This is a genomic window from Streptomyces sp. NPDC020983 (assembly GCF_044333485.1).
Lineage (GTDB): Bacteria > Actinomycetota > Actinomycetes > Streptomycetales > Streptomycetaceae > Actinacidiphila.
Genome location: NZ_JBIRRA010000002.1, coordinates 536323 through 563225 on the forward strand (window position 1 = coordinate 536323; position 26903 = coordinate 563225).

The following is a 26903-nucleotide window of genomic DNA, read 5'->3' on the forward strand; positions in this document are numbered from 1 at the left end:
GGCGGGAAAACGACATCGAGGTGGTGACTAGCGACGCACCGTTGCGCCGGGCTGCGCCGAGGGGCCCGGCGCGGTCAGTCCGAGACGCTGCTCTCCGGTGCGTACCGCAGGTCGGCGTATTCCGGGTGCCGGTCGAGCCACCCGGCGATGAACGGGCAGATGGCCAGGACGCGCAGCCCCTGCGCGCGGGCGTCGTCCATCGCCGTGCGGGCGAGCGCGGAGCCGACACCGCGGCCCTCGTACGCGTCGCCGACCTCGGTGTGGATGAAGGCGATGACCTCGGGCGTGCGCATGTACGCGGCCGTGCCGGCCAGGTCGTCGCCGATCCTTGCCTCGTAGCGGCCGGCCTGCGGGGAGTCGGTGACCGTGACGGGCGCTGCGCCGCCGGTCGCTGCGGAGTCCGTCACGACCGGTAGCCCTCCACGGTCGAGGAGGGGCGGACCCGCGCGCCGCCCGGGTCCTCGCCGGCCTCGGACAGTGCGCGGCGCTGGCGCAGCAGGTCCCAGCACTGGTCGAGTTCGTGTTCCAGCGCGGTGAGGCGGGCACGCTCGTCCGTGCCGTCGGAGTCGGATCCGGCGAGCAGTTCGCGCAGGGCCTTCTCGTCGGCCACCATCCTGCTGATGCGATCGAGAATCGCCTGTTCCGCGCCGGCGTCGTGGGGCTGTTGCACGGGTGACACCTCCCAAACGGGTCGCTCCCCTCCACTGTTGCAGGTCGCCGCTCCCGGCGCGCGCGGCGGGGGCGGCCGCGGCGCTACGCGGGCGGCCCGGGCGGTGCCGGGCGTTCCCGGGTCTCCGAGTGCGCAGGGCCGCCCCCGGGGCGCGTGGCGGACTGCTGGCGGAGCAGCCACGCCTCGATCTCGGCGCGCACCCGCCGCTCCATGGCCAGCGACATCTCGGCGTCGACGATGTCCTTGGCGAGCGGGCGCAGTCGCTGCATCGTGTCGGAGACGCGCTGGACGTGCTCGGGCGGCAGGTCGTCCAGCGGGCCCAGTACATGGGTCTTGACGACCTGGGTGAAGAGCTCGGCGACGGCGTCGACGTGGCAGCGCACCTCGCGGCCCGCGGCGAGCACCGCCGCCAGGGGCACGCCCTCGCGCACGAGCGCCGCCGACACGTCGAGGAGGCGGCGGCTGGTGTGCAGGGCGTTCTCGCCGTCGACGGAGATGTAGCCGATCTCCAGAGCCGCCGTCAGGTTCTCCGGGCTGATGTCGTCGCCGAAGTATTCCGCGAGCTCCTGCGGGGTCAGGACGACCGGGGTCTCGTCCGACCAGGGCGCGGCGAGCGTGTCGCCGACGCCGAGGAGTTCGGCGACGCCGCCCAGGGTGCGGCCCTTCTCCCACGCGGCGATCAGCTCGGCGATGCCGCCGAGGGTGTGGCCCCGTTCGAGCAGCGCGGCAATGGTGCGCAGACGGGCCAGGTGGCTCTCCGAGTACCACGCGATACGGCCGTCGCGGCGCGGCGGCGGCAGCAGCCGCCGTTCCCGGTAGAAGCGCAGCGTCCGCACCGGTATGCCGGCTGCTTCCGCCAGCTCCTCCACGCGGTATTCGCGTGCGCCGGTGTGCCCGGCGGCGGCCCGTGCGCCGTCAGGGCCGGGATCCGCCGTGCCTGTCTGGTCCACGCGGTCGTTCACCCGGCCAGCCTATGCGCTGGGGTAAGGGGCTTCATCCCTGATGCGGCGCTCCTTACGCCGCGTCGGCGGAAGAGTTTTCCGTCCGCCCCCTACCGGAGGTAACCCCGGTGTTCTACAGTCCTGACGATGCCAGTGATTGATGGCATGGTGTGCCGCGGCTGCAGGGACCGGTCGTCGGTCCCGGGCGCGGACGAGCGGCCGGTAGGAAGGGGCGGTGCCATGGACGACGACAACCCCGAGCACGTGCGGGTGGCGGTGATCGGATCCGGGTTCGGCGGGCTGGGAGCCGCCGTACGGCTGCGGCGTGAGGGGATCACCGATTTCGTGATCCTGGAGCGCGCCGACGCGGTCGGCGGCACATGGCGGGACAACAGCTACCCGGGCTGCGCGTGCGACGTGCCCTCGCACCTGTACTCGTTCTCCTTCGCGCCCAACCCCGACTGGCCGCGCGCCTTCTCCGGCCAGCAGCACATCAGGGACTACCTCGAGCGCGTCACCGACACCTTCGGGCTGCGGCCGCACCTGAGGTTCGGCGCGGAGGTGCAGCGGGCGCGCTGGGACGGCGCGCGGCGCCGGTGGGAGCTGACCACCGCGGCCGGGGAGCTGACGGCGGACGTCGTGGTCTCGGCGACCGGCCCGCTGTCCGATCCGAAGATCCCCGACATCCCCGGCATCGAGGCGTTCCCCGGGAAGGTCTTCCACTCGGCCCGCTGGGACCACGGCTGCGACCTCAAAGGCAAGCGCGTCGCCATGGTCGGCACGGGTGCGTCGGCGATCCAGATCGTTCCGTCCATCCAGCCGGAGGTCGGCAGGCTCACCGTCATCCAGCGCACTCCGCCGTGGGTGCTGCCACGGGTCGACCGGCCCGTCAGCGCGGCCGAGCGGTGGATGCACGGCAAGGTGCCGAGCACGGCGAGGGCGCGGCGCGGCCTGCTGTGGCTGATCAGGGAATTCCAGGTGGGTGCGTTCGTCAGGCACCCGCGGCTGATGAAGGCGGCGGAGCGGATCGCGCGCGCCCATCTGCGCCGCTCCGTCAAGGACCCGGCGCTGCGGGCGCGCCTCACCCCCGACTACACGATCGGCTGCAAGCGGATCCTGCTGTCGAACAGCTACTACCCGGCCCTCGCCCAGCCGAACACCGAGGTGGTGACCGCGGCCCTGACCGAGGTGCGCGGTTCGTCCGTGGTGACCGCGGACGGCACCGAGCGCGAGGTCGACGCGATCGTCTTCGGCACCGGCTTCCACGTCACCGACATGCCCATCGGCGACCGTGTCGTCGGCGCTGACGGGCGCACCCTCAGCGAGCACTGGAAGGGCGGCATGGCGGCGCTGCGCGGCTGCACCGTCGACGGCTTCCCCAACCTGCTGTTCATCATCGGCCCCAACACCGGCCTGGGGAACAGCTCGATGATCCTGATGATCGAGTCATCGCTCAACTACGTCATCGATTATCTGCGCACACTCTCGCGTACCGGCGCCGCGGCCCTGGACGCCCGACCCGCCGCCGTGGCCGCGTGGAACGCCGAGGTGCAGCGCAGGGCCGAGCGCACGGTCTGGAACACCGGCGGCTGCAAGAGCTGGTACCTGGACGCCAACGGCCGCAACACGACGGCCTGGCCGGGGACCACCGCGGAGTTCCGGCGGGCGACGCGGGAACTCGTCCTGTCGGAGTACGACCTGATCCCGCTGGCCCCAGGCGACCGTTCACCGGCGGGCGACGCCCGTACGGTCGGGGCGGAGGCCGCGTCATGACACTCCCCTACGAGGCTGTGGAGCCGCGGCGGACGCTCGAGGTGCAGTCCGCGGACGGCACCCGTATCCATGTCGAGGAATTCGGCCGCGCCGACGGCACGACCGTGGTCCTCTCGCACGGTTGGACCTGCTCGATCCTCTTCTGGGCCCCGGTCGTACGGCTGCTGTCGCCTGACTTCCGGGTCGTCGCCTACGACCAGCGCGGACACGGCCGCAGCGCGGCGCCGGCAGGCCGAAGAGGCTACGGCACCGGTGTGCTGGCCGACGACCTGCAGGCCGTACTGGAGGCCGTCGTCCCCGCCGGCGGACGGGCCGTGCTCGCCGGCCACTCCATGGGGGGTATGACGATCATGGCGGCTTCCGGACGCGAGCAGGTCGCCCGGCGCACCGCGGCGGTGCTGCTGGCCAACACCGGCAGCGCGCGGCTGCTCGGCTCGACCGAGGTGCTGCCCAAGCGGCTGTCGGTGCGGTGGCTGCGCCGGGCCCTGCACCGCCAGCTGCTGGTCTCGCCGCTGCCGCTGGGCCCCGTCACCCCGCTGACCCGCGCCGCCTTCGCCTATGGTGTCCTGGGGGCCTCGCCGACCCGCGAGCAGGCGGCTTTCACCGCGCGGATCGTGCACGCCTGCAGGGCGCGCAGGCGTGCCGCGTGGGGCAGGGTGCTCGCCGTCCTCGACCTGGACGCCGAACTCGCGGCACTGACCGCGCCCACGGCCGTCCTCGCGGGCACGCACGACAAGCTCACCCCGCCGGTGCACGCACGCGGGATCGCGCGGGCGCTGCCGCACTGCGTGGGACTGACCGAACTGCCCGGGGCCGGGCACATGACCCCCATCGAGGACCCGGAAGCCGTCGCGGCGGCCATACGGTCGCTGGCCGCCGACCATGCGGGGCCGGCGGCCGGCGGGGCGGAATCCGGGAAGAGCGACGCCGTCGCGGAGGAGAAGAGCGCATGAGCCGATCAGGGGTGCAGGGCAAGGTCGTCGTGGTGACCGGTGCCGCCCGCGGGGTGGGCGAGCTGCTGGCCCGCCGACTCTCGGCGCGCGGCGCGCGGCTGGCGCTCGTCGGTCTGGAACCCGACGAACTCCGGCGTGTGGCCGACTCGCTGGACGGCGACGCCGCCCACTGGACGGCGGACGTCACCGATCGGGAGACGATGGCACACGTCGCCGGCGAGGTGCTCGCGCGCTTCGGTCGTATCGACATCGTCGTGGCCAACGCCGGGGTGGCGACCGGGGGGCCGTTCCTCGACGCCGACCCGGACGCGTTCGACCGCGTCATCCACGTCAACCTTCTGGGGAGCGTCGCCACCGCCCGCGCCTTCCTGCCGGCGCTCGTCAACTCCCGCGGCTACCTGCTGCAGATCGCGTCGCTCGCCGCCATGACGCCGGCGCCCATGATGGCGGCGTACTGTGCGAGCAAGTCGGGGGTGGAGGCTTTCGCGCACAGTCTGCGCGCCGAAGTCGGCCACCAGGGCGTGGGGGTGGGCGTCGGATACCTCTCCTGGACCGACACCGACATGGTGCGCGGAGCCGACGAGGACGACGTGCTGCGGGAATTGCGGGCCCGGCTGCCGTGGCCGACCAACCGCACCTACCCGCTGGAGCCGGCCGTGGAACGTCTCGTCGCAGGCATCGAGCGGCGTTCTCCCCACGTCTACGCGCAGTGGTGGCTGCGCGGCATGCAGTCGGTGCGCGGGTACCTGCCGGCGTTCATCGGCGGGGCGCTCGGGCGGCGGGAGATGAGGCGCGCCGCCCCCGCACTGGCCCGCGGCACCGCGGGCAGGCGCGGCCTGGTCGGGAGGGGAGGGGCCGCGGACGAGTCGGCGCGCGCCGCCGGACATCACGTTCCGTGACGGCAAAGCCCCGTTGACCTGGGGCGACCGGCAGACGACTGCCCCAGGATGCGTGGCCTGCCGGCCCGTGTCAGTCTGATCGAGGCCGCTTCCCCACACACTCCAGGAGGAGTACATCATGGGCGGTACGGACGAGATCAGGAACAAGGCGGGCGACTACGCGGACAAGGCCAAGGGGGCCCGGCGCCAGGGTTCCGAGAAGGCCCAGGAGGGCGTGGACCGCGCCGGCCAGGAGGCCTCGGAGCGCACCGGCGGCCGCTTCGACGAGCAGGTCCAGCGGGGCCAGGACCAGGCCCGCCGGCGCATGGGCGAGGACGCGAACGACGAGGCCCAGGACGACTGGAGCTGACGTCGCGCGTGACGCGCTCGCGCTGACACGGCGATCCGGGAAAGGGGTGCCCCGCGGGGCACCCCTTTTTCCTTGCCCCTCCGGCCGTTGCTCCCGCACCGTGCCGTTTCCGACGCCGCGGCGGCACGCGGATCCTGCGGGAGACGGTCAGGCGGTGGACGGCGCGGCGGTGCGCAGGCGTTCGCGGCTGACGTGGTCGGCCCGGCGCGTCGTCTCCGGGAGGCGGAACCGCGGTGTCAGCCGCAGCGTGTGGGCGCAGGCGTTGTCCAGCGAGATGCCGTGGCCGACGGAGACGAACACCGGCTTGACGCCCCGCCGGGTGCGCAGCGCGCGGCCGACCACCTCGCCCTCCTCCGTCGTCAGCGGCGCCCCCGCGCCGCGCTCCTGGCCGACCTCGCCGTGGCCGAAGACGAACGGCGTCTTGGCCACGCCGAAGCACGGCAGTCCCGTCAGGACGCCCAGATGCACCGCGAGTCCCGCGCGCCGCGGATGCGCGATGCCGTAGCCGTCACACACCAGCAGCTGCGGCGTACGCGTCAGTTTCTCCAACGCCGCCAGAACCGAGGGCAGTTCGCGGAAGGCCAGCAGTCCCGGGACGTACGGGAAGGTGACGCTGCCCTCCACCACGGCCGTCTCGACCGGCTCAAGGCTCGCCGCGTCCAGCACCACGGCCGCCGCCACCAGGGCGTCGCTGCCGGTGGCGTAGGACACGTCCACGCCCGCGACCAGGCGTATGTCCTCGGGCGCCGGACCGGCGGAGGACAGATCGGCCAGGGCCCGCAGGCGCTCCTGCTCGGCGAGGGCCTCCGCCTCCGTCCGCGGCCAGGTGGCGGGTCGTGCGGTGCTGTGGGTGTCCATGACGCCAGGCTGCCACGACCGCCCTGCGCGGTGCTCGCGCCGGATGGGCTCGTGCGCGTTCCGGTGCCGTGGCCGTCCCCGGGGCGGCAGTGCCGGTCAGCTGCGCGGGGGCAGTGGGGGACGGGAGCGGTCGGGTCGGTCGGAGAGGTCCGGCGGGCTGGCGGCGGGGTGCTGGGAGAGCAGCGTCAGCGCGGTGCGGACGGCGACGTCGAGCTGGCCGTGCCGCCCCTCGGCCCAGTCCAGCGGGGTCCGCAGACTCTCGATGTCCGGGGCCACCCCCTGGTTCTCGATCGACCAGCCGTACGCGTCGAACCACGCGGCGTTCATCGGCACGGTGATGACGGTGCCGTCGCCGAGCCGGTGGCGGCCTGTCATGCCGACCACGCCGCCCCAGGTGCGCAGGCCCACCACCGGGCCCAGACCGAGCAGTTTGAACGCCGCGGTGATCATGTCGCCGTCGGAGGACGTCGCCTCGTCGGCGACGGCGACGATCGGGCCGCGGGGGGCGTTGCCGGTGTAGGAGACGGGCTGGGCGTCGCGGGTGATGTCCCAGCCGAGGACGGTGCGGGTGAGCTTCTCGATGACCAGCTCGCTGATGTTGCCGCCGGCGTTGCCGCGGACGTCGACGATGAGCGCGTCGTAGGCGACCTCCTTGCGCAGGTCGCGGTTGAACTGTGCCCACCCGGAGCCGCCCAGGTCGGGGATGTGCAGGTAGCCGCACCGGCCGCCGCTGAGGTGGCGTACGACCTTGCGGCGCCGGGCGACCCAGTGCTGGTAGCGCAACGGTCGATCATCGATGAGAGGAACGATGGCGACGCGGCGCGGCGGGCCGCCGCCGGGCGAGCGGAAGGTCAGCTCCACGGTGGTGCCGCCCGCGCCCGCCAGCAGCGGGAAGGGACCCGACTGCGGGTCCACCGGGCGCCCGTCGACGTGGGTGAGGACGGCCCCCTCGCGGATCCCGGTGCCCGCGAGGGGGGAGCGCGCCTTGGAGTCCGACGACTCGCCCGGCAGGATACGGACGACCGTCCACGTGCCGTCCTTGTTGTGCTGGAAGTCGGCGCCGAGCAGGCCGATGGGGCGCTGGTAGTGCGGCGGGCCCTCGTTGCGGCGGGCGGCCGCGACGTACGCGTGGGAGGTGCCCAGCTCGCCCAGGACCTCGCGCAGCAGGTCGGCGAACTCGTCCGGCGTGGCGACACGGTCCACCAGCGGGCGGTACTGGTCGAGCACGGCGGGCCAGTCGACGCCGCACATGTCCGGAGCCCAGAAGTAGTCGCGGATCAGGCGGCCCGCCTCGGCGTAGGACTGCCGCCATTCCGCTCCCGGTTCCACCTCGTGCAGGATGCGGCGCATGTCGACGTAGACGGTCGTGTCGTCGTCACCGCGTTCGTTGGCGGGCAGGACGGCCAGCTCGCCCTCGTCGTAGACGGCCAGCCGGCGGCCGTCGCCGCTGACGGCGTACCAGTCCATGTGCCGGACCAGTTCGGTCTTCCTGGACTTGCCGAGGCTGTAGAACTCCAGGGTGGGGCGTGCCGACGGGTCGGTGGGGTTGACGAAGGTCTCGCCGAGGGCGCCGGAGATCGGCCAGCGCAGCCACACCAGGCCGCCCTGCACCGGTTCGAGCGACGAGTACTTGGACGCCGGTACGGGGAAAGGCGTCACCCTGTCCGGCAGGCCCTCGGCCTCGACGACGACGGGGCCGTCGCTGTCGCCGCCGCTCTCGCCCGGGTCGAGGCCGCTGCCGACCGGGCCGCCGTCGATGGGCAGGGCGAAGGGCGACGGCGTGGCCGAGTTCAGCGGGACGAGGTAGGGGCGGCAGCCGAGCGGGAAGGACAGGTCGCCGGTGTGGACGTCGTACACCGGGTCGAAGCCGCGCCAGGAGAGGAACGCGAGGTAGCGGCCGTCGCGGGTGAAGACCGGCTGCTCGTCCTCGAAACGGCCGTTGGTGACGTCGATGATCGTGCTGTCGGACAGCCGGGCGATCTTGACGGAGCGCAGCGAGCGGCCGACTCCGGGGTGCGACCAGGTCAGCCACGCCGAGTCGGGGGAGAAGGCGAGGTCGCGGACCGGGCCGTTGGTGGAGCGGATGAGTTCGGTCACCGTTCCGGCGGGCTGCGGGGGCTCGTCGTCGTCGACGTCGTCGTAGCCGGACGGGGGCTCGCCCGCGCCGGTGGCCACCAGGAGCAGGCGGCCGTCGTGCGAGGCGACGGCGAGCGTGCCGCCGTCCGGCGCCGCCACCAGCTCCAGGACGCGGCCGAGGCGGCCCACGGCCAGTCGGGTGACGGTTCCTGGGCCGGCCGGGGGCGGCAGGGTGCCGCCCTCGCCCCCGCCGCTGCCGGGGGCGGGCGCGAGGACACCGTCGACGTAGGCGACACGCGTGGAGCCGGTTCTGACCGTGCGGCTATCGATTGGCGATGTGTGGTCATCGCCTTTGTTCGTACGATCGTCGCCGGCCGCTTCCCGTGAGGGCGCGCTGCCGACCGGGGCGGTGTCCGGCGCCGTGCCGACGGGCTCGGGCGCGCTGAGCGCGGCGGCCACGTCGGCTGCCGACTCGGGGCCGCGGCTGAGGGCCCGGGAGGCGCGGCCGGGGAGCGGGGCCAGCTCGATGCCGTCCTCTCCCTCGGCGTCGGTGACGTAGCCGACCAGGCCGGTGTCGCCCAGCATCTCCGGCAGCCGGACGCGCGCGCCCGCGGTGTCGGCGACCGTGCGGGCCGGGCCGTCGCGGTGGGTGAGCCAGTACAGGCTGCCGCGGACGCACACGGCGCTGGCGCGGCCCGGACCGTCGACGGCCAGACCGTTGATGTGGGAGGCCGCGGGCACCTGGTAGGGGCGGCGGCCACTGCGGGCACCGCCGAGGCGGATGTCCAGGCGCCGCGGTTCCGCGCCGTCACCGAGGTCGTCCACCAGCCACAGGGAACCGGCGCACTGGTAGACGACGCGGTCGCCGTCGGTGGCGGCGTTGCGGGCGTAGAAGTCGGCGTGGTCGGTGTGGCGGCGCAGGCCGGTGCCGTCGGGCAGACAGGAGTACAGGTTGCCGATGCCCTCGTGGTCCGAGAGGAAGGCGATGCGGCCGCCGACGAACATCGGCGAGGCGAGGTGGCCACCGATGTCCGGGACAAGTCGCTCACCGTGCAGCCACAGGCGGCCCGTGGCACCGCCGCGGTAGCGCTTCCAGGCGTGCGGCTCGTGCGGCGGGGTGCCGGTGAGCAGCAGGGTGCGGCGTTCCGTGCCGCCGCCTTCCGCGGCGGGCTCGTCGTGGACAGCGATGTCCGAGACCGGTCCCCAGGGCAGCGGACCGCCCGGTCCGCCCTCCACGGGCACGCTGTGCGCCCAGGTGAAGTAGGAGAACGCCTGGCCGTGCGAGGAGACCGCGAGGACGTGGCCGTCCGGGGTCCATGAGCAGACGCGCGTGTCGGTGCTGCCCCAGTAGGTGAGCCGGCGCGAGGTGCCGCCGTCGGACGGCACCAGATGCACCTCGGGGTCGAGGCTGCGCCAGGTGGTGAAGGCGATCGCCGATCCGTCGGGCGACAGGCGGGGCGGGCCGACGCGGATGCGGTCGGCGGTCACCCGCCAGGCGCGGCCGGGCGAGCTGCCCGGCGGGCCGAGCGGGGCGACCCAGATGTCGTCCTCCGCGACGAAGCAGAGCATGTCGCGGTGGAGATGCGGAAACCGTAGGTACGCGCCGTCGCTCACCTCATCTATGGTTCGGGGCGGCTCCGCGGGCAGCAACTTTTCACCCCGGTGCGCCCCCGGAGTGCGTCGTCGCGCCGGGCGACCGCCGGGGTACCGTCCGATGGACGCCGACCGGACGACCCGACGATCCGGTGGTCGGATGATCGCTCCCGTTCGGGCGGGGGCGGGGAGATCTGGGGGACGGGTGTGGAGGCGGAGACCATTGCCACGCCGCGGCTGACGCTGCTGCCGCTGGCGCCGCATCATGCGGAGGAGATGGCGGAGGTACTGGCGGATCCGCGGCTGCACGAGTTCATCGGGGGAGAACCGCTTGACGCTGATCGATTGCGGGCGCGGTACGAGCGGCTGGCGGCGGGCTCGGGTGACGCGGGCGTCGTCTGGTGCAACTGGGTGGTGCGGCTGGATTCGGCGGACCGTCTGACCGGGACCGTGCAGGCGACGGTCGCCGGGGCGCGCGCCGAGGTGGCGTGGGTGGTGGGTACGGCCTGGCAGGGGCGCGGCATCGCGAAGGAGGCGGCGCGCGCTCTGGTGGGGTGGCTGCGCGGGCAGGGGGTGACGACGGTGGTCGCGCATGTCCGTCCGGAGCACGCGGCGTCCGCGGCGGTGGCGGCGGCGATCGGGCTCGTGGCCACCGGGGAGTGGCAGGACGGTGAGGTCAGATGGCGGTCGGACATCCGATGAGCGGACCGGATGCCGTCGCCAATCGATGATGTCGGCGCGGTCGGCGCGGCCGTCTGGAGGGCCGGCACGCCCGAGCGGGACGGCGGGGCAGCGGCGCGGCGCCCGGTATGCCGGTGCGCAGGCGGGAATCGACAGTCGACGGCCGACGATCGCCCGTCGAGAGCAGGATCTGCGGGACATCGGATGAACCGTACGGTGCGCAGAGGTGCTGACCCGGTGGGGGCGCCTCGCGTAACGTGCATTACCGCCGAGTAGGTCGGTGGCAGTGGTCGGGTGGAGCAGGAGGCGGGCGGATGGCGCTGGACGCGGACGTCGTCGTGGTGGGCGCGGGTCTGGCGGGGCTGGTGGCCACCGCCGAGCTCGCGGACGCGGGCCGGAAGGTGGTCCTGGTCGACCAGGAGCCGGAGGCGTCGCTCGGTGGGCAGGCGTTCTGGTCGTTCGGCGGGCTGTTCTTCGTGGACTCGCCCGAGCAGCGCCGTATGCGCATCCGCGACAGCAGGGACCTGGCGCTCCAGGACTGGCTCGGCACGGCCGGCTTCGACCGCCCCGAGGACCACTGGCCGCGGCGGTGGGCCGAGGCGTACGTCGACTTCGCGGCCGGCGAGAAGCGGGCGTGGCTGCACGGGCAGGGGCTGCGCATCTTCCCCGTCGTCGGGTGGGCCGAGCGCGGCGGTTTCCTGGCCACCGGGCCGGGGAATTCGGTGCCGCGTTTCCACATCACGTGGGGTACGGGCCCGGGCGTCGTGGAGCCGTTCGAGCGGCGGGTCCGCGCGGCCGTGGCACGCGGCCTGGTGGAGCTGCGCTTCCGGCACCGGGTGACCGGCCTGACGACCACCGGCGGCGCCGTCGACGGGGTGACCGGCGAGGTGCTGGTGGCGAGCGACGCGGCGCGCGGTACGGCGAGTTCGCGCGAGGTGGCGGGTGACTTCGCGCTCCGGGCGCAGGCGGTGGTCGTCACCAGCGGCGGTATCGGAGGCAACCACGACCTGGTGCGGGCGGCGTGGCCGGAGCGGCTCGGCACCCCGCCGAAGAAGCTGCTGTCGGGCGTGCCGGCGCACGTGGACGGCCTGATGCTGGGCATCGCGGGCGCCGCGGGCGGCTCGCTCGTCAACGGCGACCGCATGTGGCACTACACCGAGGGCATCGAGAACTGGAACCCGATCTGGGACCGGCACGGCATCCGCATCCTGCCCGGCCCGTCGTCGCTGTGGCTGGACGCGACGGGGAAGCGGCTTCCCGTGCCGTACTTCCCCGGCTTCGACACGCTCGGGACGCTTGAGCACATCATGGGGACGGGACACGAATACACCTGGTTCGTGCTCACACAGAAGATCATCGAGAAGGAGTTCGCGCTGTCGGGCTCCGAGCAGAACCCGGATCTCACCGGGCGCAGTGTGCGCCAGGTGCTGAAGCGGGCGCTGCCGGGTGCGCCCGGGCCGGTGGAGGCGTTCAAGCGCAATGGCGCGGATTTCGTGGTCGAGCGCGAACTCGGCGCCCTGGTGCGGGGGATGAACGCGCTCACGGGCGAGGACCTGGTGCAGGAGGACGCGCTGCGCCGGGAGATCGAGGCCCGGGACCGGGAGATCGCCAACGCCTACACCAAGGACCTGCAGGTCACCGCGATTCGCGGGGCGCGCAACTACATCGGCGACAAGCTGGTCCGCACCGCCTCCCCGCACCGGCTGCTGGACCCGAAGGCGGGGCCGCTGATCGCGGTGCGGCTGAACATCCTGACCAGGAAGTCGCTCGGCGGGCTGGAGACGGACCTCTACGGGCGCGTCCTTGCGCCGCCGCCCGCCGACGGGCCGGGGAGCGGGGAAGGAGGGCGCGGCGAGCCGCTGGGCGGGCTGTACGCGGCCGGCGAGGCGGCGGGATTCGGCGGCGGCGGGGTGCACGGCTACCGCTCGCTGGAAGGGACGTTCCTGGGCGGGTGCATCTTCTCCGGGCGCGCGGCGGGCAGGGCGGCGGCCGCGGCCACGGCGTAGGGGCGGCGCCCCGGCACGCCGCTCCGCACGGGACCGTCCGGACGCCGTGCGCGCTCCGTCCGGACCCGGCGCGTACTCCCACGTCTGCGGACCGCGTTCGGGGCGTACCCGTTCCCGTACCCCCCGCCGGGGCGTCCGACACCCGGTGTCCGGCGCGGCGGGGCGCCGCGCCGGCGGGCGGTCCGCCGTACCGCCGCACCCTTCGTGTCATCTGACGGTCCTTCGGGCCGCGAACGCGGCGGGCCGTTCGGCGCGCGGGGGGACGCGTACGGCGTCGCGTACGGCGTGGCGCTGACCCGCGTGACCTGCGTGGACAGGGGGCCGGGTGGGCAACTGTGCCCGATGGTGCGCGCCTTGTCGTGCTTCAAGCATTGACAGGAGCAGGACGGCTCCGCACTATGGGAGCGCTCCCACGTTAAGAGCGTGTAACCGAAACAAGAATCACTGCACCACCTCCCATGGCCTTTCGAAGTCCCTTCCAAAGGCCCATCCCCCCTATGGAGGTTGTTCGCACATGGCAGGCCCGATTGTCCGACGCAGAACCGCGGCCCTCGCCGCGGGGCTGATGCTCGTAGCCTCCGGCGGCATCGCCGTCGCCCTGAACTCCCCGTCCGCCGCTGCGGCCACGGCCGGCTGCTCGGTCGACTACGCCCTCAACGACTGGGGCAGCGGGTTCACGGCGCAGGTGACCGTCACCAACACCGGCCCCGCGGTGACCAGCTGGAACGTCGGCTGGACCTTCGCCGGCAACCAGAAGGTCACCCAGGGCTGGAACGCCAACTTCACCCAGTCCGGTGCGACCGTCAGCGCGGCGAGCCTGTCGTACAACGGGTCGATCGCGACCGGCGGGACGACGAGCTTCGGCTTCAACGGCACGTACACCGGCTCCAACGCCAAGCCGACGTCGTTCACGCTGAACGGCGTGACCTGCGGTGGCGCCGGCACCACGGCCGGTGGCACGTCGACCGGCACCTCGACCGGCACGTCCACGGGTACGTCCACGGGTACGTCGACCGGCACCTCGACCGGTACGTCCACCGGTACGTCCACGGGTACGTCGACCGGCACCTCGACCGGTACGTCCACGGGCACGTCCACCGGCACCACCACCGGCTCGACGGGTGGCACCACGCCGCCTCCCGGCCAGAAGGTGGACAACCCGTACGCCGGTGCCAAGGGCTACGTCAACTCCGAGTGGTCCGCCGAGGCCGCCGCGGACGGTGGCCAGGCCATCGCCAACCAGTCGACCGCCGTGTGGCTCGACCGGATCGCCGCGATCAACGGCGTGAACGGCGGCATGGGCCTCAAGGCGCACCTGGACGCGGCCGTCAAGCAGGCGGCCGGCCAGCCGCTGACGATCGAGTTCGTGATCTACGACCTCCCGGGCCGTGACTGCTCCGCGCTCGCCTCCAACGGTGAGCTCGGCCCGACGGACATCGGCAGGTACGAGACCGAGTACATCGACCCGATCACCGCGCTCGAGGGCAACTCCGCCTACTCGAACCTGCGCATCGTCAACATCATCGAGCCCGACTCGCTGCCGAACCTCGTCACCAACGCGGGCGGCACCGCCGGTTCGACGGACGCCTGCGCGACCATGAAGGCGAACGGCAACTACGAGAAGGGCGTCAGCTACGCCCTCTCCAAGCTGGGTGCCCTCGGCAACACCTACAACTACATCGACGCCGGCCACCACGCCTGGCTGGGCTGGGACACCAACCTGGCCCCGTCCGCCCAGGAGTTCTACAAGGTCGCGACGACCAACGGCGCCAGCCTGGCGGACGTCCAGGGCTTCATCACCAACACGGCGAACTACAGCGCCACCGTTGAGCCCTACGTCAAGATCACGGACAACGTCAACGGCACCACCGTGCGGCAGTCGAAGTGGATCGACTGGAACCAGTACGTGGACGAGCAGTCGTACGCCCTCGGCCTGCGCAACCAGCTGATCTCCGACGGCTTCCCGTCCACGATCGGCATGCTGATCGACACCGGCCGCAACGGCTGGGGCGGCTCGAGCCGTCCCACCGGCCCGGGCGCGACGACCAGCGTGGACACCTACGTCAACGGTGGCCGCATCGACCGCCGCATCCACGCCGGCAACTGGTGCAACCAGACCGGTGCGGGCATCGGAGCGCGGCCGACGGCCGCTCCCGCGACCAACATCGACGCCTACGTGTGGATCAAGCCGCCGGGTGAGTCCGACGGTGCGAGCCAGGCCGTCAGCAACGACGAGGGCAAGGGCTTCGACCAGATGTGCGACCCCACCTACGGTGGCAACGCACGTAACGGCAACAACCCGACGGGTGCCCTGCCCAACGCTCCTCTGGCAGGCCACTGGTTCTCGGCCGAGTTCCACCAGCTGATCGCCAACGCATACCCGCCGCTCTCGTAAGCGACAGCAGCCGACAGCGGATCCCCCCACCGGGCCCGTAACGGGGCCGCCTCCGGGTCACCAGACCCGGATCGCGGTCCCGGAACGGGCCCGCCGCCGTTCCCCCGCCGGGCCCGCGCACGCCTGTCCGTCCCCCCTCGCCCGGCTGTCGTACCCCTCGTGCACCATGGAGTGACCGGCAGCAGCGAGCACCACCGCCCCGCCGGGCGGCGGCGGCCCGGCGGAGAGGAGGCGGCGATGGACGGCATCGAGGTGCACGGGGTGGTGGAGCCCGGGTACGAACCGGTGCGCGCCGCCTTCGCGGGGAATTTCGCCCGCCGCGGCGACCGCGGGGCGGCGGTCGCCGTCTACCGGCACGGGCGCCGCGTCGTCGACCTGTGGGGCGGTACGGCGGCCCCTGACGGCGGCGGGCCGTGGCGCGAGGAGACGGCGCAGACGGTGCGGTCGGCGACCAAGGGCGTGGCCGCGGCCTGCCTGCTGCTGCTCCATCAGCGCGGCCAGCTCGACCTGGACGCGCCCGTGGGGGCGTACTGGCCGGAGTTCAAGGCCCGCGGCAAGGAGCGGGTGACGGTACGGGACGTGCTGGCGCACCGGGCGGGAGTGCCCGCCCTGGACGAGCCGCTGACGCCGGAGCAGGCGCTCGACGGGGTGTCGGGGCCGCGCGCGGTCGCCGCCCAGCAGCCGCTCTTCACCCCGGGCCGGGAGCACGGCTACCACGCGCAGACCTTCAGCTGGCTCACCGGAGAGCTGGTGCTGCGGGCGTCGGGACGGACGATCGGGCGCTTCACGGCCGAGGAGATAACCCGGCCGCTGGGCCTGGACCTGTGGATAGGCCTGCCGGACGACCGCGCGGGGCAGGTCGGCGCCATCGCCGACGTCGCGCCGCCCGAACCGGCCGTGTCCGGGGTCCTGCGCAGCCGCCCCAAGCGCTCCGTGCACGACGCGTACGCCGACCCGGGCTCGCTCACCCGGCGTGCCTTCGCCGCGATCACGCCGCTGCCCGACGAGAACGACCCGGCCTACCGCGCCGGCGAACTCGCGGCGTCCGGCGGCATCGCGACCGCCCGCTCGCTCGCGCGCTTCTACGCGGCGCTGGTCGGCGAGGTGGACGGCGGCCCCCGGCTGTTCGCGCCCGCGACGGTGACGGCGGCCAGGACGCCGGAATCGGACGGTCCCGACCGGGTGCTGGTCGTCAGCACCCTCTTCGGCCTCGGCTACATGCTGCACGGACCGGCCGCCCCCATGCTCGGCCCCGGCTCCTTCGGCCACCCGGGCCGCGGCGGCACCCTGGCCTTCGCCGACCCGTCCAGCGGCACCGGATTCGGCTACGTCACCAACGGCATGCAGCGCAACGTCACCGCCGACCTCCGTGCGCAGGCTCTGGTCAGGGCGCTCAGGGAGTGCATACGCTGACCGCATGGGCGGACGCTTCGGGTCGTACGGTGTGATCGTCACGGGCGGCGCGCGCGGGATCGGGGAGGCGACCGCGCGGCGGTTCGCCGCCGAGGGTGCTGGGGTGCTGATCGCCGACATCGACGCGGACGCCGCCGAGGCGACCGCGGCCGCCATCCGCGCGGCGGGCGGCAGGGCCGAGGGGTGCGGCTGCGACGTGGCCGACCGCACGGCCGTGGACGCGGCGGTGACCCGCGCGGTGGACGCCTTCGGAACGCTGGACGTACTCGTCAACAACGCCTACCGGTGCGCCGAGGGCACCAGCGCCTTCGAGGACGAGGACGACGAGGAGTGGCGGCTCGACCTCGATGTCACGCTGGTCGGCGCGATGCGCTGCACCCGCGCCGCGCTGCCGTACCTCGCCGCCGCGCCCGGCCGGCGCGGGGCGGTCGTCAACATCGGCTCGGTCAACGGCCTCGCCTCCTTCGGCAACCATTCCTACAGTGCGGCCAAGGCCGGGCTGATGTCGCTGACCCGTACCCTCGCGGTGCAGTCCGCGCCGCGCGGGGTCCGCGTCAACCTCGTCGCGCCCGGCACGATCCGCACTCCCGCGTGGGCCGGCCGCGAGGCGGCGCTGGACGCGGCGGCGGCGCTCTACCCGCTGGGCAGGATCGGCGAACCCGCGGACATCGCGGGCGCGGTCACCTTCCTCGCGTCGTCCGACGCGGCCTGGATCACCGGGGTGACGCTGCCGGTGGACGGCGGCATCCTGATCAGCAACCCCGGCTTCACCGCGGCCGTCGGGGCCGCAGAGACGGCCCGCACGCCCTCCTGACCGCGGGGGCGTGCCGCTCCCGGGTGCGGCAGGGCGCCTTCCGGGTGCTCACCAGGCCCTCGGCCGGGCCCCACGGGCCCTCGGCGCAGAGCCCTCGGCTCCGCGGGCGCCCGCCGCCGTCGTCACCGCCTGCCTCTGACCACCGCCTCTGACCACCGCCTCTGACCACCGCCTCTGACCCGGGCCTGCGCGCTGTCCGGCCACTCACCGCCCGGACCGGCGGGCGGACGGGGACACCCATGGGTTTGTCATTCGTAATACGAACTACTATGGTTCGTATTGCGAATGAAGGTGACCTATCGATGACGGGGGTATGGATCATGAACAGCACCGTGGTGGTCGTCGGCGGCGGGTACGGCGGATCCAGCGTCGCCAAGGCGCTGGACGCGGAGGACGGGGTGGACGTCGTCCTCGTGGAGCCGAGGGACGCTTTCGTGCACGCGGCCGGCTCGCTGCGCGCACTGGTGAAGCCGGAATGGGCAGGGAACATCTTCTTCCCGTACGACGGCCTGATGGCCCGCGGACGCGTGGTGCGCGACCGGGTGGCGGCCGTCGACGCCGACGGGCGCGGGGTCACGCTCGCCGGCGGCGGGCGGATCGCGGCGGATTACGTCGTGCTGGCCAGCGGGTCGGACTACCCGTTCCCGGCCAAGACCGACAGCGACGCCACGGCGGAGGCGCTCGACCGGCTGCGGGCGGCGCACAAGGAGCTGTCGGCGGCCGACCGGGTGCTGATCGCCGGTGCGGGACCGGTCGGGCTGGAACTGGCGGGGGAGATCGCGGCCGTGTGGCCCGGCAAGCGCATCACCCTGCTCGACCCGGCGGATGAGGTCATGCCGTCGTTCACGCCCGAGCTGCGGGCCGAGCTGCGCCGCCAGCTCGCCGGCCTGGGCGTGGAGCTGCGGCTCGGCGCCGCGCTCGCCGGCGAGCCGGAGACGCCCGCCGGGCGGGCCGGGGCGTTCGCCGTGGCCACCACCGCGGGGGACGTGATCGAGGCCGACATCTGGTTCCGCTGCCACGGGGTGCGGGTGAACGGCGGCTACCTCGCCGGCAGCCTGGACGCCGGTGCGCTGACCGAGCGCGGGCAGGTGCGGGTGACGGGTACCCTCCAGGTCCGCGGCCACGAGCGGCTGTACGCGCTCGGCGACCTCACCGACCTCGCCGAGGCCAAGATGGCGGCCTACGCGATGCAGCACGCCGCCGTCGTGGCCGCCAACATCGCCGCCCAGGTGCGCGGCGAGCAGCCCGCCGCGACGTACGCGCCCTCGCCCGTGCCCTCGGTGCTGCTGCCGCTCGGGCCGGAGGGGGGAGTCGGCCAGGTGCCCGCCGAGGAGCCCGACAGCCCGCCCACGCTGCTGCCCGCCTCCGCCGTGGCCGCGTACAAGGGCGCGGATCTCTTCACCGGGCGCTTCGCCGAGCTCTTCGGCACCGCCTGAGCCGCTCGGCCGGAGCCCGCTCCGTGTCCCGCCCCGTGTCCCCGCTGCGGCCGATGTCAGCCGCGCGGGGTGCGGGGCGGCGCCTCGTCGTGGTCCAGGAAGACCACCGGCACCTGGTTGTCCGTCACGACACGGCCCAGCAGCCCGGCCATCACCTCGCGGTCGGCGGGCGGCAGTCCCTGGGGCAGCAGCTCGACGCGCCGGCACGTCTCGGCGTAGAAGGCGTCGACCAGGGTCGCCCCCTCACCGGTGAGCGCGACGCGTACCGCGCGGCCGTCCTCCGGGTCGGGCTCGCGCCGCACCAGGCCGCGCTGGGCGGTGCGGTCGACCAGCCCGGTCAGGCTGGACTTGGCCAGGCCCAGCGTCTCCCCGAGGTCGGCCATCCCGCGCGGCCGCGGCATCAGCACGCACAGCAACTGGCCCTGCTGACTGGTGATGCCGTACTCCCGGGCCGTCTCGGCATAGACGGCGTTGACGAGGAAGGCGACGCGCACCAGCGCGGTCGCGATGCTCATACTGCCGCTCTCGTCCCTGCCCATGGCCCTCAGGGTACTGGGGCCGGGGTCCCGGCGCCGGGGCGTTGTCAGACCCTCCGCCTACTGTTGCCGCAGACGACGGGGGGTCGTGGCGGGCGGCGTACGTACCTGTGCGCGGCCCGTCCGCCGCCGCGGCCGGCGGGCCCTGCCCCAGGAGGGGGGTGGCGGGTCCCGCCGGACGCGGGCGGTCCGGCGGGACGGGTGCGGACGGTGTCCGCGAGCCGTCAGGAGGCGGCCTTGAGCACGCTCGCGACGATCGGGCCGGCCGAGGCGTTGCCGTGGCCGCCGCCCACGACCACGCCGGCGGCGGCGACATGGCCGGCGAAGGCGGTGAACCAGCCGTCCGCCTGCCCCTCGTTCTCCTCCGCCGAGCCGGTCTTGGCGCCGTACGGGTGGGCGACACCGTTCAGCAGGCCGGAGGCGGTGCCGTGGTCGGCGGTCTGCTTCATCATCTGCTTCAGCCCCTGCTGCACGTAGCCGGGCAGCGAGGTGGTGTGGATGGCGGTGCGCTTGTCGATCAGGTCCTTGTCCTCAAGGATCGACGGCTGAACGAACCGCCCGTTGACCACCGTGGCGGAGACGGACGCCATCTCCAGGGTGTTCATCAGCACCTGGCCCTGGCCGATCATCTCCGAGGTGAACTCGTCGCCCGTCCCGCCCGGGATGCTGCCGTCCTCGGTGCCGGTGCCGACGTACCACGGCTGGGAGTCGCCGGCGAGGCCGAAGTACTTCCTGCCGACATCGCTCAGGCCGTTCGGCTGGTCGAGGTTCGGGGAGAGCCGGATGAAACCGGTGTTGCAGGACTGGGCGAAGTCCCAGGCCAGGTCGGCGTTCACGTTGTCCCGGGTGACGTTGTGGTACTGCTTGCCGCCCACCACGTTGTAACCGTCGACGCACCGGGCGGGCGAGCTCGGCCCGATGCCGTGCGGGTAGGCCTTGGAGTGCGGGGCCAGCATCAGCGCCGTGGCCGTGACGATCTTGAAGGTGGAGCCGGGGGCCTTGAGTGCCAGCGCGTAGTTCTCACCACCGGGCGGGTTGCTGGCCATCGCCAGGATCGCGCCGGTCCTGGTGTCCAGGGCGGTGACACCGGCCTGTGTCGCGGAGGCGACCGCCTTCTCCGCGGCCTTCTGGAGGCCGGCGTCCAGCGTGGTCTGCAGCCGGGCGTTCTTGCCGGGCTTGACCGTCAGCAGCGTCTTGACGGTGTTCTGCTGGGCGTCGGCGATGTACGTCTCGATGCCCGGCGTGCCGCCGGAGCCGTCGTAGCGCTTGCGCAGGTCGTCGAAGACGTCGGTCAGGCCCGGGTACGCGGCGGCCGTCATGACGTCGCCGTGGCGGTCCAGCAGGTCCAGTTGCGGCGACGACGCCTGGCGGGTGACGACCGATTGGTTCGCCTGGACGCCGGGCACCAGCACGTCGGGCGTCCACTTCACGACCGGCTCGCCGCTCAGGTTGCGGTCGACCGTCAGCCGCGAGCTGTAGTCCCACTCCTTCGGCGGCAGGTTCGCGTACGAGACCGTCGCCTTCACCGTGAAGGGCACGGTGGTGCCGTTCAGCGGCTGCGGGGTCGCCGTGACCTTGCTGACCTTGGCGTCCTGCGCCAGCGACGTCATCGCCGCCGTGGCCGTCTGCATCGAGTCGGTGAGGACCGCGGCCTTCTTCACGTCCCCCGCCGACCAGGCGGCGAGGAACGCCGCGGCCGTCCTGGTGATGTCCTCCGGCGCGACCGGCGCTGCGGTGTCCGCGACCGTGCGGTCGGAGTCCCCGCCGCTGCCGCCGCCGCCGTCCAGGCCGCTGTAGATGTTGTACGCGCCGTATCCGGCGACACTCAGCATGACGACCAGGACCGTTCCGACGATCCCCGCCTTCGCTCCCGGTGCCAGTGGCATCCCGAGTCCCCTCCCCGCCCCTGAACGCGTTCAAATGATCGCGTTCTCAGCGCACTTTACGGGACGGGTGTGACAGGACAGGTCTCGAATGCGACACGGCTTCGTCCCCGAACGGTCCCCTCCGCCTGTCACACCCAGGAGTCGAACCACATCCGGGCCTGCCAGCCGGTGTAGGGGATCGTCATACCTGTGTAGATCGGGAAGAAGTAGATGAAGTTCCAGACGATGAGCAGCACCAGGGTGCCCGCTCCGACCGCGCCCCACATGCGGCGGCTCTCGGTGGAGCCGGGCGGGCCGAGGAAGGCGCCCACCATCATCGCCACCGCCAGGCACAGGTACGGCACGAAGGACACCGCGTAGAAGTAGAAGATCGTGCGGTCCTGGTAGTGCAGCCACGGCAGCAGGCCCGCGCCCGCCGCGCACAGGATCGCGCCCGCCCGCCAGTCACGGCGCATCACCCAGCGGTAGAGCAGGTAGAGCAGCGCGAAGCACGCCGACCACCACAGCAGGGGGGTGCCCAGCGCCAGGATCTCCTTCGAGCAGCCGCCCGTCGCGTGGCAGCCCTGCTCGCCGTACTTCGGCGACTCGAAGTAGTACGACACCGGCCGCCCCAGCACCAGCCAGCTCCACGGGTTGGACTGGTAGGGGTGCGGCGTGTGCAGCGTGACGTTGAACTGGTAGACCTCGTACTCGTAGTGCCACAGGCTGCGCAGAGGCGCCGGGATCCACGACCACGTGCCGCCGCGGTGATCGGCCCAGTGCCGGTTGTAGGCGTTGTCCGACACGAACCAGCCGGTCCACGTCGCCAGGTACGTCAGCACCGCGACCGGGAACATCGTCAGCACCGACCAGCCGAAGTCCTTGCGCAGCACCGCCAGCCACGGGTTGCGCGCGCCCGCCAGGCGGCGCGAGCCGACGTCCCAGGCGAGGGTGAGCAGCGCGAAGAAGGCCAGGAAGTACAGGCCGTTCCACTTGCTCGCCGCGGCCAGGCCCAGGCACACCGCCGCGGCGATCCGCCACGGCCGCCAGCCCATGCCCCTGCGGCCGCCGACCTGGCGGTCCGGGCCGGCCCAGCCCTCCTCGCCGACCGGCAGCGCGCGCGCCAGCCGGGCCCGCGACCAGTCGCGGTCGACGAGCAGGCAGCCGAAGGCCGCGAGCGCGAAGAACATGATCACCAGGTCGAGCAGCGCGATCCGGCTCATGACGAAGTGCAGGCCGTCCACCGCCATCAGCAGCCCGGCCAGGCAGCCCAGCGCGGTGGAGCGGAAGAGGCGGCGGCCGATCCGGCACAGCATCAGCACCGACAGGGTGCCGAGCAGCGCCATCATGAAGCGCCAGCCGAAGGGGTTCATGCCGAACATCCACTCGCCGAGCGCGATCACCCACTTGCCGGCCGGCGGGTGGACGACGTAGCCGGGGGAGTCGGACAGCGGGATCGTCTGCGGGTGCGCCAGGATGTCGGTGTTGGCGATCTTGGCGTCCGGCCAGGTGCCCTCGTAGCCGAGCTTGAGCAGCGACCAGGAGTCCTTGGCGTAGTACGTCTCGTCGAAGACGACCTCGCGCGGGGTCCCCAGGTGCCAGAAGCGCAGGCCGCCCGCGAGCACCGCCACCAGGACCGGCCCGAGCCAGCCGTTGGCCCTGGCCACCAGCCGCGCCCGCGCCGGGCCCAGGCCCAGCGTCTGCCAGAACCGGGTCCCCGGTTCCGGGAACGGCGGCACCAGGCGCTCCCTGGTGTCCGTACGCGGCCGCTCCGCATACCCGAACCTGCGCAGCCGCTGGGCCCAGGGGCTCGGCTGCGCATCGGCCGGGGCGTCCTCGGTGGCCCGGTCCTGCGTCGCGGTCTCACTCATCACCGGCCCATCGTAGGGAACGCCTCTGAAAATGTGATGAGGGTCGGCGCCCGGCGCCCCTGTTTGTCCGCAAACCCCGGTGCCGCGGGCACGCCGCGGCCGTGCCGTACGGACGCGGTCCGCGCCGGGGGCCGCGCCGGGCGGTGCGAGACTGGGACGGTGACCACGCAAGCCGCAGGCGTCCTCGTACTGGCCGGAACCCCCATCGGCGACCCCGCCGACGCGCCGCCCCGGCTCGGCACGGAACTCGCCGGGGCCGACGTCGTCGCCGCCGAGGACACCCGGCGGCTGCGCCGGCTCACGGCCGCGCTCGGCGTCGAGCCCGCCGGGCGGGTCGTCTCCTACTTCGAGGGCAACGAGGCGGGGCGCACCCCCGAGCTGGTCGAGGCGCTGGCCGGCGGGGCGCGGGTGGTGCTCGTCACGGACGCCGGGATGCCGTCCGTCTCCGACCCCGGCTACCGGCTCGTCGCCGCGTGCGTCGAGCGCGGCATCACCGTCACCGCCGTGCCCGGGCCGTCCGCCGTCCTCACCGCGCTCGCCGTCTCCGGCCTGCCCGTCGACCGCTTCTGCTTCGAGGGCTTCCTGCCCCGCAAGGCCGGCGAGCGCCTCGCCCGGCTGCGCGAGGTCGCCGCGGACCGCCGCACGCTGGTCTACTTCGAGGCGACGCACCGCATCGACGACACGCTCGCCGCGATGGCCGAGGTGTTCGGTCCCGAGCGGCGCGCCGCGGTGTGCCGCGAGCTGACCAAGACCTACGAGGAGGTACGGCGCGGGCCGCTCGCCGAGCTCGCCCGCCGGGCCGCGGAGGAGGGAGTGCGCGGGGAGATCACGGTCGTGGTCGAGGGCGCGCCGCCCGCGGCGCCCGCGGACCTCGGGCCGGAGGAGCTGGCACGGCTCGTCGCCGCGCGGGAGGCCGCGGGGGAGGCCCGCAAGGCGGCGATCGCGGCGGTGGCCGCGCAGACGGGGGTGCCGAAGCGGGACGTCTTCGACGCGGTGGTGGCCGCGAAGCACGCCGCTTCCTGAGCCCGCGCCCCCCGGACCCGCCCCCGCCACCCCGGACCCGCCCCCGCCGCCCCGGACCCGCCCCGCGCCCGGGCGGTTGCCGGCGCGCTGCGCGTCGCGCCCGGCGCGCGCTCCCGCGGCATGCGGTTGCCCTCCGGACGGGGGAGAGGTTCGCTGGAGTGGAGGGTTCCGGTCCGGGCGTGCCCGGAGGGCGGAGGAGCGGGTGATGAGCGGCACAGTGGGGAGCGGCGCGGAGCCGCGGGCGCGGGAGGCGTACGCCTTCGCGTGCCTGAACTGCGGCTACGGCTGGGAGCAGGCGTACGAGATCGAGCACCACGTGGACGCCTTCGGCCGCCGCGGCGTGACGTACCTCGCGGACGGCGTGGCGGTGCCCTCGCCGCTCACCCGGCCGGTGTGCGGGAACTGCGGGGGGCACAACGTGCGGATCATGCGCTCCGGCCGGGTCGCCGGCGTGGAGGCCGTCGAGCCGTGGCACCTGTCCCGCGAGCACCGTCCGCACCACCGGCACCACCTGGCGCTGCACGTCCCGCACCGCCACCGCGGGACGGCCTGACGGGACGGCCCGGCTGTCGGCGGCGGTCCCTAGGATCGTCGGTATGGCAGACAGGAGCAGCAGGGCCGGCAAGGACCGGGACACCACACCCCCGCCGGCGCCGGAGCCGCTGAGGGTGGCGGTGGCCGATTCGCACACGCACCTCGACATGCAGTCCGGCACGGTCGCCGAGGCGCTCGCGCAGGCCGCGGCGGTGGGCGTGGACACGCTCGTCCAGGTGGGCTGCGACCTGCCGGGATCGCGCTGGGCGGCGGAGACGGCGGCGGCGTGGGAGCGCATCTGGGCGTCGGTGGCGCTGCACCCGAACGAGGCGCCGCGGGTCGTGGCGCGGCCGGAGGGCGGCGGGCGGGCCGGGCTGGACGCGGAGATCGACGCGATCGACGCGCTGGCGGCGCTGCCGCAGGTCCTGGGCGTGGGTGAGACGGGCCTCGACTACTTCCGCACCGGTCCCGAGGGTGTCGCCGACCAGCAGCACTCCTTCCGCCGGCACATCGAGATCGCCAAGCGCCGCGGCAAGGCGCTCGTCATCCACGACCGGGACGCGCACGCGGACGTGCTGCGCATCCTGGCGGAGGAGGGCGCGCCCGAGCGGGTGGTCTTCCACTGCTACTCCGGTGACGCGGAGATGGCGAAGGTGTGCGCCGAGCACGGCTACTACATGTCCTTCGCCGGGACGGTCAGCTACAAGTCCGCGCAGAACCTGCGGGACGCGGTGGCGGTCGCGCCGCGCGAGCTGCTGCTGGTCGAGACCGACGCGCCCTTCCTGCCGCCGGTGCCGCACCGCGGGCGGCCCAACGCCCCGTACCTGATCCCCCTGACGCTGCGCGCGATGGCCGCGGCCCGCGGCGACGACGAGGACGTGCTCGCGGCGGCCGTCGCCGCCAACACCGCACGGGCGTTCGGGTACGCAGGCTGACCTCGGGAGCCGTCCGCGGACACGCGGCCCGCCCGGTATACGGGTGAATGCCGCATCTTTCTGCTTTTATGTTTTAAGGTCCGGCCTCGTGAGCATTCACCTTGCCGGAAACGCGCGCAGGCTCGTCCCGCAGGCACTCGTCGTGGCGATGCTCGCCGGCGGTACGGGAACCGGCGTGGCCGGTGCCGCGACCGTCCGGCTGAGCGTCGACGGCGCGGCGCGGACGGTGCGGACGTCCGCCTCCGACGTCGCCGGGGTGCTGCGCGAGCAGGGCATCGCCGTCGGCGCGCACGACCTGGTCGCGCCCGCCCCCGGCCACCCGCTGCGCGACGGCGACGCCGTGGCCGTGCGGTACGGGCGCCCGCTGACCCTCACGCTCGACGGCCGGCGGCGCCGGGTGTGGACCACGGCCACGACCGTCTCGGCCGCCCTGCGGCAGCTGGGCGTGCGGGCCGACGGCGCGCTGCTCGACGCCTCGCGCGGCGCGGCGATCGGGCGGCGCGGGCTCGCGCTGGACGTGCGGACGCTGCGCCGGGTGACCGTCGTGGCCGACGGGCGGGCGCACCTGGTGCGCACGCACGCCGTGACCGCGCTCGGCGCCGTCGCCGACGCCGGGGTGCTGCTGGCCGCCGGGGACGCGCTGGCGCCCGCGCCGGACACCTTCCCCGGCGACGGCCGCACCCTCACCGTGCACCGTGTCCGCGACACGGGCACGGTCCGCCGCGAGGCGGTGCCCTACCGCACGGTGCGCCGCGCGGACGCGAAGCTGCCGCGCGGGACGCGCGTGGTGGCCGTCCACGGGCGCGCCGGGGTGCGGGAGCTGTCGTACGCCGTGCGCACCGTCGACGGCGTGCCGGGGACGCCGCGGCTGCTGGGCAGCAGGGTCGTCCGGCAGCCGGTCACCGAGGTGGTGCGCGTCGGCACCGGGCCCGTACCCGCCGCCCCCGCCCCCGCCTCCGCGCCCGTGCCCGTGCGGCCCCCGGCGGGGTCCCTGCCGGGCGGCGGGCTGGACTGGGCCGCACTCGCCGCGTGCGAGTCCGGCGGGCGGCCGCACGCCGTGGACCCCTCCGGGCGCTACGGCGGCCTCTACCAGTTCGACGTGCGCACCTGGCGCAGCGTCGGCGGCCGGGGCCGCCCGCAGGACGCCTCCGCGGCCGAGCAGACGCTGCGCGCCCGGCGGCTGTACGCCGAGCGCGGCACGGCGCCCTGGCCCGTCTGCGGACGGCGGCTGCGCCGCTGAGCCCGCGCCGGGCCGGGGGCGCCCGCCGGGGGCATTAGCCTT

22 protein-coding genes are annotated in these 26903 nt (G+C 73.9%); 14 read left to right on the top strand and 8 right to left on the bottom strand.

What is annotated here, in order from left to right:
• Nucleotides 1–74: 74 nt before the first annotated feature.
• From ACH4SE_RS05730 to ACH4SE_RS05740, 3 genes are all read right to left on the bottom strand, one after another.
• Nucleotides 75–407, bottom strand: coding sequence for a GNAT family N-acetyltransferase (locus ACH4SE_RS05730; RefSeq protein WP_398542011.1), 333 nt, complete (start codon nucleotides 405–407; stop codon nucleotides 75–77).
• A complete protein-coding gene (locus tag ACH4SE_RS05735) occupies nucleotides 404–670 on the bottom strand; it encodes a DUF2630 family protein (RefSeq protein WP_398542012.1) in 267 nt (88 codons plus the stop codon). Before ACH4SE_RS05735 ends, ACH4SE_RS05730 begins: the two co-directional genes overlap by 4 nt.
• Nucleotides 671–753: 83 nt before the next feature.
• Nucleotides 754–1539, bottom strand: coding sequence for a MerR family transcriptional regulator (locus ACH4SE_RS05740; RefSeq protein ID WP_398542150.1), 786 nt, complete (start codon nucleotides 1537–1539; stop codon nucleotides 754–756).
• 312 nt (nucleotides 1540–1851) lie between these two features.
• Between ACH4SE_RS05740 and ACH4SE_RS05745 the strand changes: the two genes are divergently transcribed.
• The 4 genes from ACH4SE_RS05745 (at nucleotide 1852) to ACH4SE_RS05760 (ending at nucleotide 5585) form a co-directional block, all read left to right on the top strand.
• Nucleotides 1852–3384 (top strand): flavin-containing monooxygenase, encoded by a 1533-nt coding sequence (locus tag ACH4SE_RS05745; RefSeq protein WP_398542013.1) that lies wholly within the window; start codon nucleotides 1852–1854, stop codon nucleotides 3382–3384.
• Complete coding sequence (locus tag ACH4SE_RS05750) at nucleotides 3381–4337, top strand: alpha/beta fold hydrolase (protein ID WP_398542014.1); 957 nt, start codon at nucleotides 3381–3383, stop codon at nucleotides 4335–4337. The genes ACH4SE_RS05745 and ACH4SE_RS05750 overlap by 4 nt, the downstream gene beginning before the upstream one ends.
• Nucleotides 4334–5236, top strand: a complete 903-nt coding sequence (locus ACH4SE_RS05755) for an SDR family oxidoreductase (RefSeq protein WP_398542015.1) — start codon at nucleotides 4334–4336, stop codon at nucleotides 5234–5236. The genes ACH4SE_RS05750 and ACH4SE_RS05755 overlap by 4 nt, the downstream gene beginning before the upstream one ends.
• A 118-nt stretch (nucleotides 5237–5354) precedes the next feature.
• Nucleotides 5355–5585: an antitoxin gene (locus ACH4SE_RS05760; protein ID WP_398542016.1), complete on the top strand. Its 231-nt coding sequence runs from the start codon at nucleotides 5355–5357 to the stop codon at nucleotides 5583–5585.
• 147 nt (nucleotides 5586–5732) lie between these two features.
• Here the strand turns inward: ACH4SE_RS05760 and ACH4SE_RS05765 are convergent, their stop codons facing one another.
• Nucleotides 5733–6443 carry an endonuclease V gene (locus tag ACH4SE_RS05765; RefSeq protein WP_398542017.1) on the bottom strand — a complete coding sequence of 237 codons (711 nt, stop codon included), beginning with the start codon at nucleotides 6441–6443 and terminating at the stop codon, nucleotides 5733–5735.
• A gap of 96 nt (nucleotides 6444–6539) precedes the next feature.
• Nucleotides 6540–10088: a S41 family peptidase gene (locus ACH4SE_RS05770; RefSeq protein ID WP_398542151.1), complete on the bottom strand. Its 3549-nt coding sequence runs from the start codon at nucleotides 10086–10088 to the stop codon at nucleotides 6540–6542.
• Between the two features lie 231 nt (nucleotides 10089–10319).
• Here ACH4SE_RS05770 and ACH4SE_RS05775 point away from each other — a divergent pair, with 231 nt between their 5' ends.
• From ACH4SE_RS05775 to ACH4SE_RS05800, 6 genes are all read left to right on the top strand, one after another.
• On the top strand, nucleotides 10320–10814 hold the full coding sequence (locus ACH4SE_RS05775) for a GNAT family N-acetyltransferase (RefSeq protein WP_398542018.1): 495 nt from the start codon (nucleotides 10320–10322) through the stop codon (nucleotides 10812–10814).
• Nucleotides 10815–11107: 293 nt separating this feature from the next.
• Entirely contained in the window at nucleotides 11108–12799 is a 1692-nt protein-coding gene (locus ACH4SE_RS05780) for an FAD-binding dehydrogenase (protein ID WP_398542019.1), read from the top strand.
• 514 nt (nucleotides 12800–13313) lie between these two features.
• Nucleotides 13314–15194 carry a glycoside hydrolase family 6 protein gene (locus ACH4SE_RS05785; protein WP_398542020.1) on the top strand — a complete coding sequence of 627 codons (1881 nt, stop codon included), beginning with the start codon at nucleotides 13314–13316 and terminating at the stop codon, nucleotides 15192–15194.
• A gap of 237 nt (nucleotides 15195–15431) precedes the next feature.
• Nucleotides 15432–16607, top strand: a complete 1176-nt coding sequence (locus ACH4SE_RS05790; RefSeq protein WP_398542152.1) for a serine hydrolase domain-containing protein — start codon at nucleotides 15432–15434, stop codon at nucleotides 16605–16607.
• A 4-nt stretch (nucleotides 16608–16611) separates the two neighbouring features.
• The gene (locus tag ACH4SE_RS05795) at nucleotides 16612–17421 is read left to right on the top strand and encodes an SDR family NAD(P)-dependent oxidoreductase (protein ID WP_398542021.1); all 810 of its coding nucleotides are present in this window, start codon (nucleotides 16612–16614) and stop codon (nucleotides 17419–17421) included.
• Between the two features lie 302 nt (nucleotides 17422–17723).
• Nucleotides 17724–18857: an NAD(P)/FAD-dependent oxidoreductase gene (locus ACH4SE_RS05800; protein ID WP_398542022.1), complete on the top strand. Its 1134-nt coding sequence runs from the start codon at nucleotides 17724–17726 to the stop codon at nucleotides 18855–18857.
• A gap of 56 nt (nucleotides 18858–18913) precedes the next feature.
• On the opposite strand, the gene ACH4SE_RS05805 is transcribed toward ACH4SE_RS05800, so the two are convergent.
• The 3 genes from ACH4SE_RS05805 to ACH4SE_RS05815 all read right to left on the bottom strand — a co-directional run bounded on the left by ACH4SE_RS05805 (nucleotide 18914) and on the right by ACH4SE_RS05815 (nucleotide 23129).
• A complete protein-coding gene (locus ACH4SE_RS05805) occupies nucleotides 18914–19372 on the bottom strand; it encodes a MarR family winged helix-turn-helix transcriptional regulator (RefSeq protein WP_398542153.1) in 459 nt (152 codons plus the stop codon).
• Nucleotides 19373–19617: 245 nt separating this feature from the next.
• Nucleotides 19618–21279 (bottom strand): penicillin-binding transpeptidase domain-containing protein, encoded by a 1662-nt coding sequence (locus tag ACH4SE_RS05810; protein WP_398542023.1) that lies wholly within the window; start codon nucleotides 21277–21279, stop codon nucleotides 19618–19620.
• Between the two features lie 128 nt (nucleotides 21280–21407).
• Nucleotides 21408–23129, bottom strand: a complete 1722-nt coding sequence (locus tag ACH4SE_RS05815) for a dolichyl-phosphate-mannose--protein mannosyltransferase (protein WP_398542154.1) — start codon at nucleotides 23127–23129, stop codon at nucleotides 21408–21410.
• 159 nt (nucleotides 23130–23288) lie between these two features.
• On the opposite strand from ACH4SE_RS05815, the gene rsmI reads away from it, so the two are divergent.
• The 4 genes from rsmI (at nucleotide 23289) to ACH4SE_RS05835 (ending at nucleotide 26861) form a co-directional block, all read left to right on the top strand.
• The gene (rsmI, locus tag ACH4SE_RS05820) at nucleotides 23289–24152 is read left to right on the top strand and encodes a 16S rRNA (cytidine(1402)-2'-O)-methyltransferase (RefSeq protein ID WP_398542024.1); all 864 of its coding nucleotides are present in this window, start codon (nucleotides 23289–23291) and stop codon (nucleotides 24150–24152) included.
• 205 nt (nucleotides 24153–24357) lie between these two features.
• Complete coding sequence (locus ACH4SE_RS05825; RefSeq protein ID WP_398542025.1) at nucleotides 24358–24705, top strand: hypothetical protein; 348 nt, start codon at nucleotides 24358–24360, stop codon at nucleotides 24703–24705.
• Between the two features lie 43 nt (nucleotides 24706–24748).
• A complete protein-coding gene (locus tag ACH4SE_RS05830) occupies nucleotides 24749–25621 on the top strand; it encodes a TatD family hydrolase (RefSeq protein ID WP_398542026.1) in 873 nt (290 codons plus the stop codon).
• Nucleotides 25622–25709: 88 nt separating this feature from the next.
• On the top strand, nucleotides 25710–26861 hold the full coding sequence (locus tag ACH4SE_RS05835; protein WP_398542027.1) for a ubiquitin-like domain-containing protein: 1152 nt from the start codon (nucleotides 25710–25712) through the stop codon (nucleotides 26859–26861).
• Nucleotides 26862–26903 lie beyond the last annotated feature (42 nt).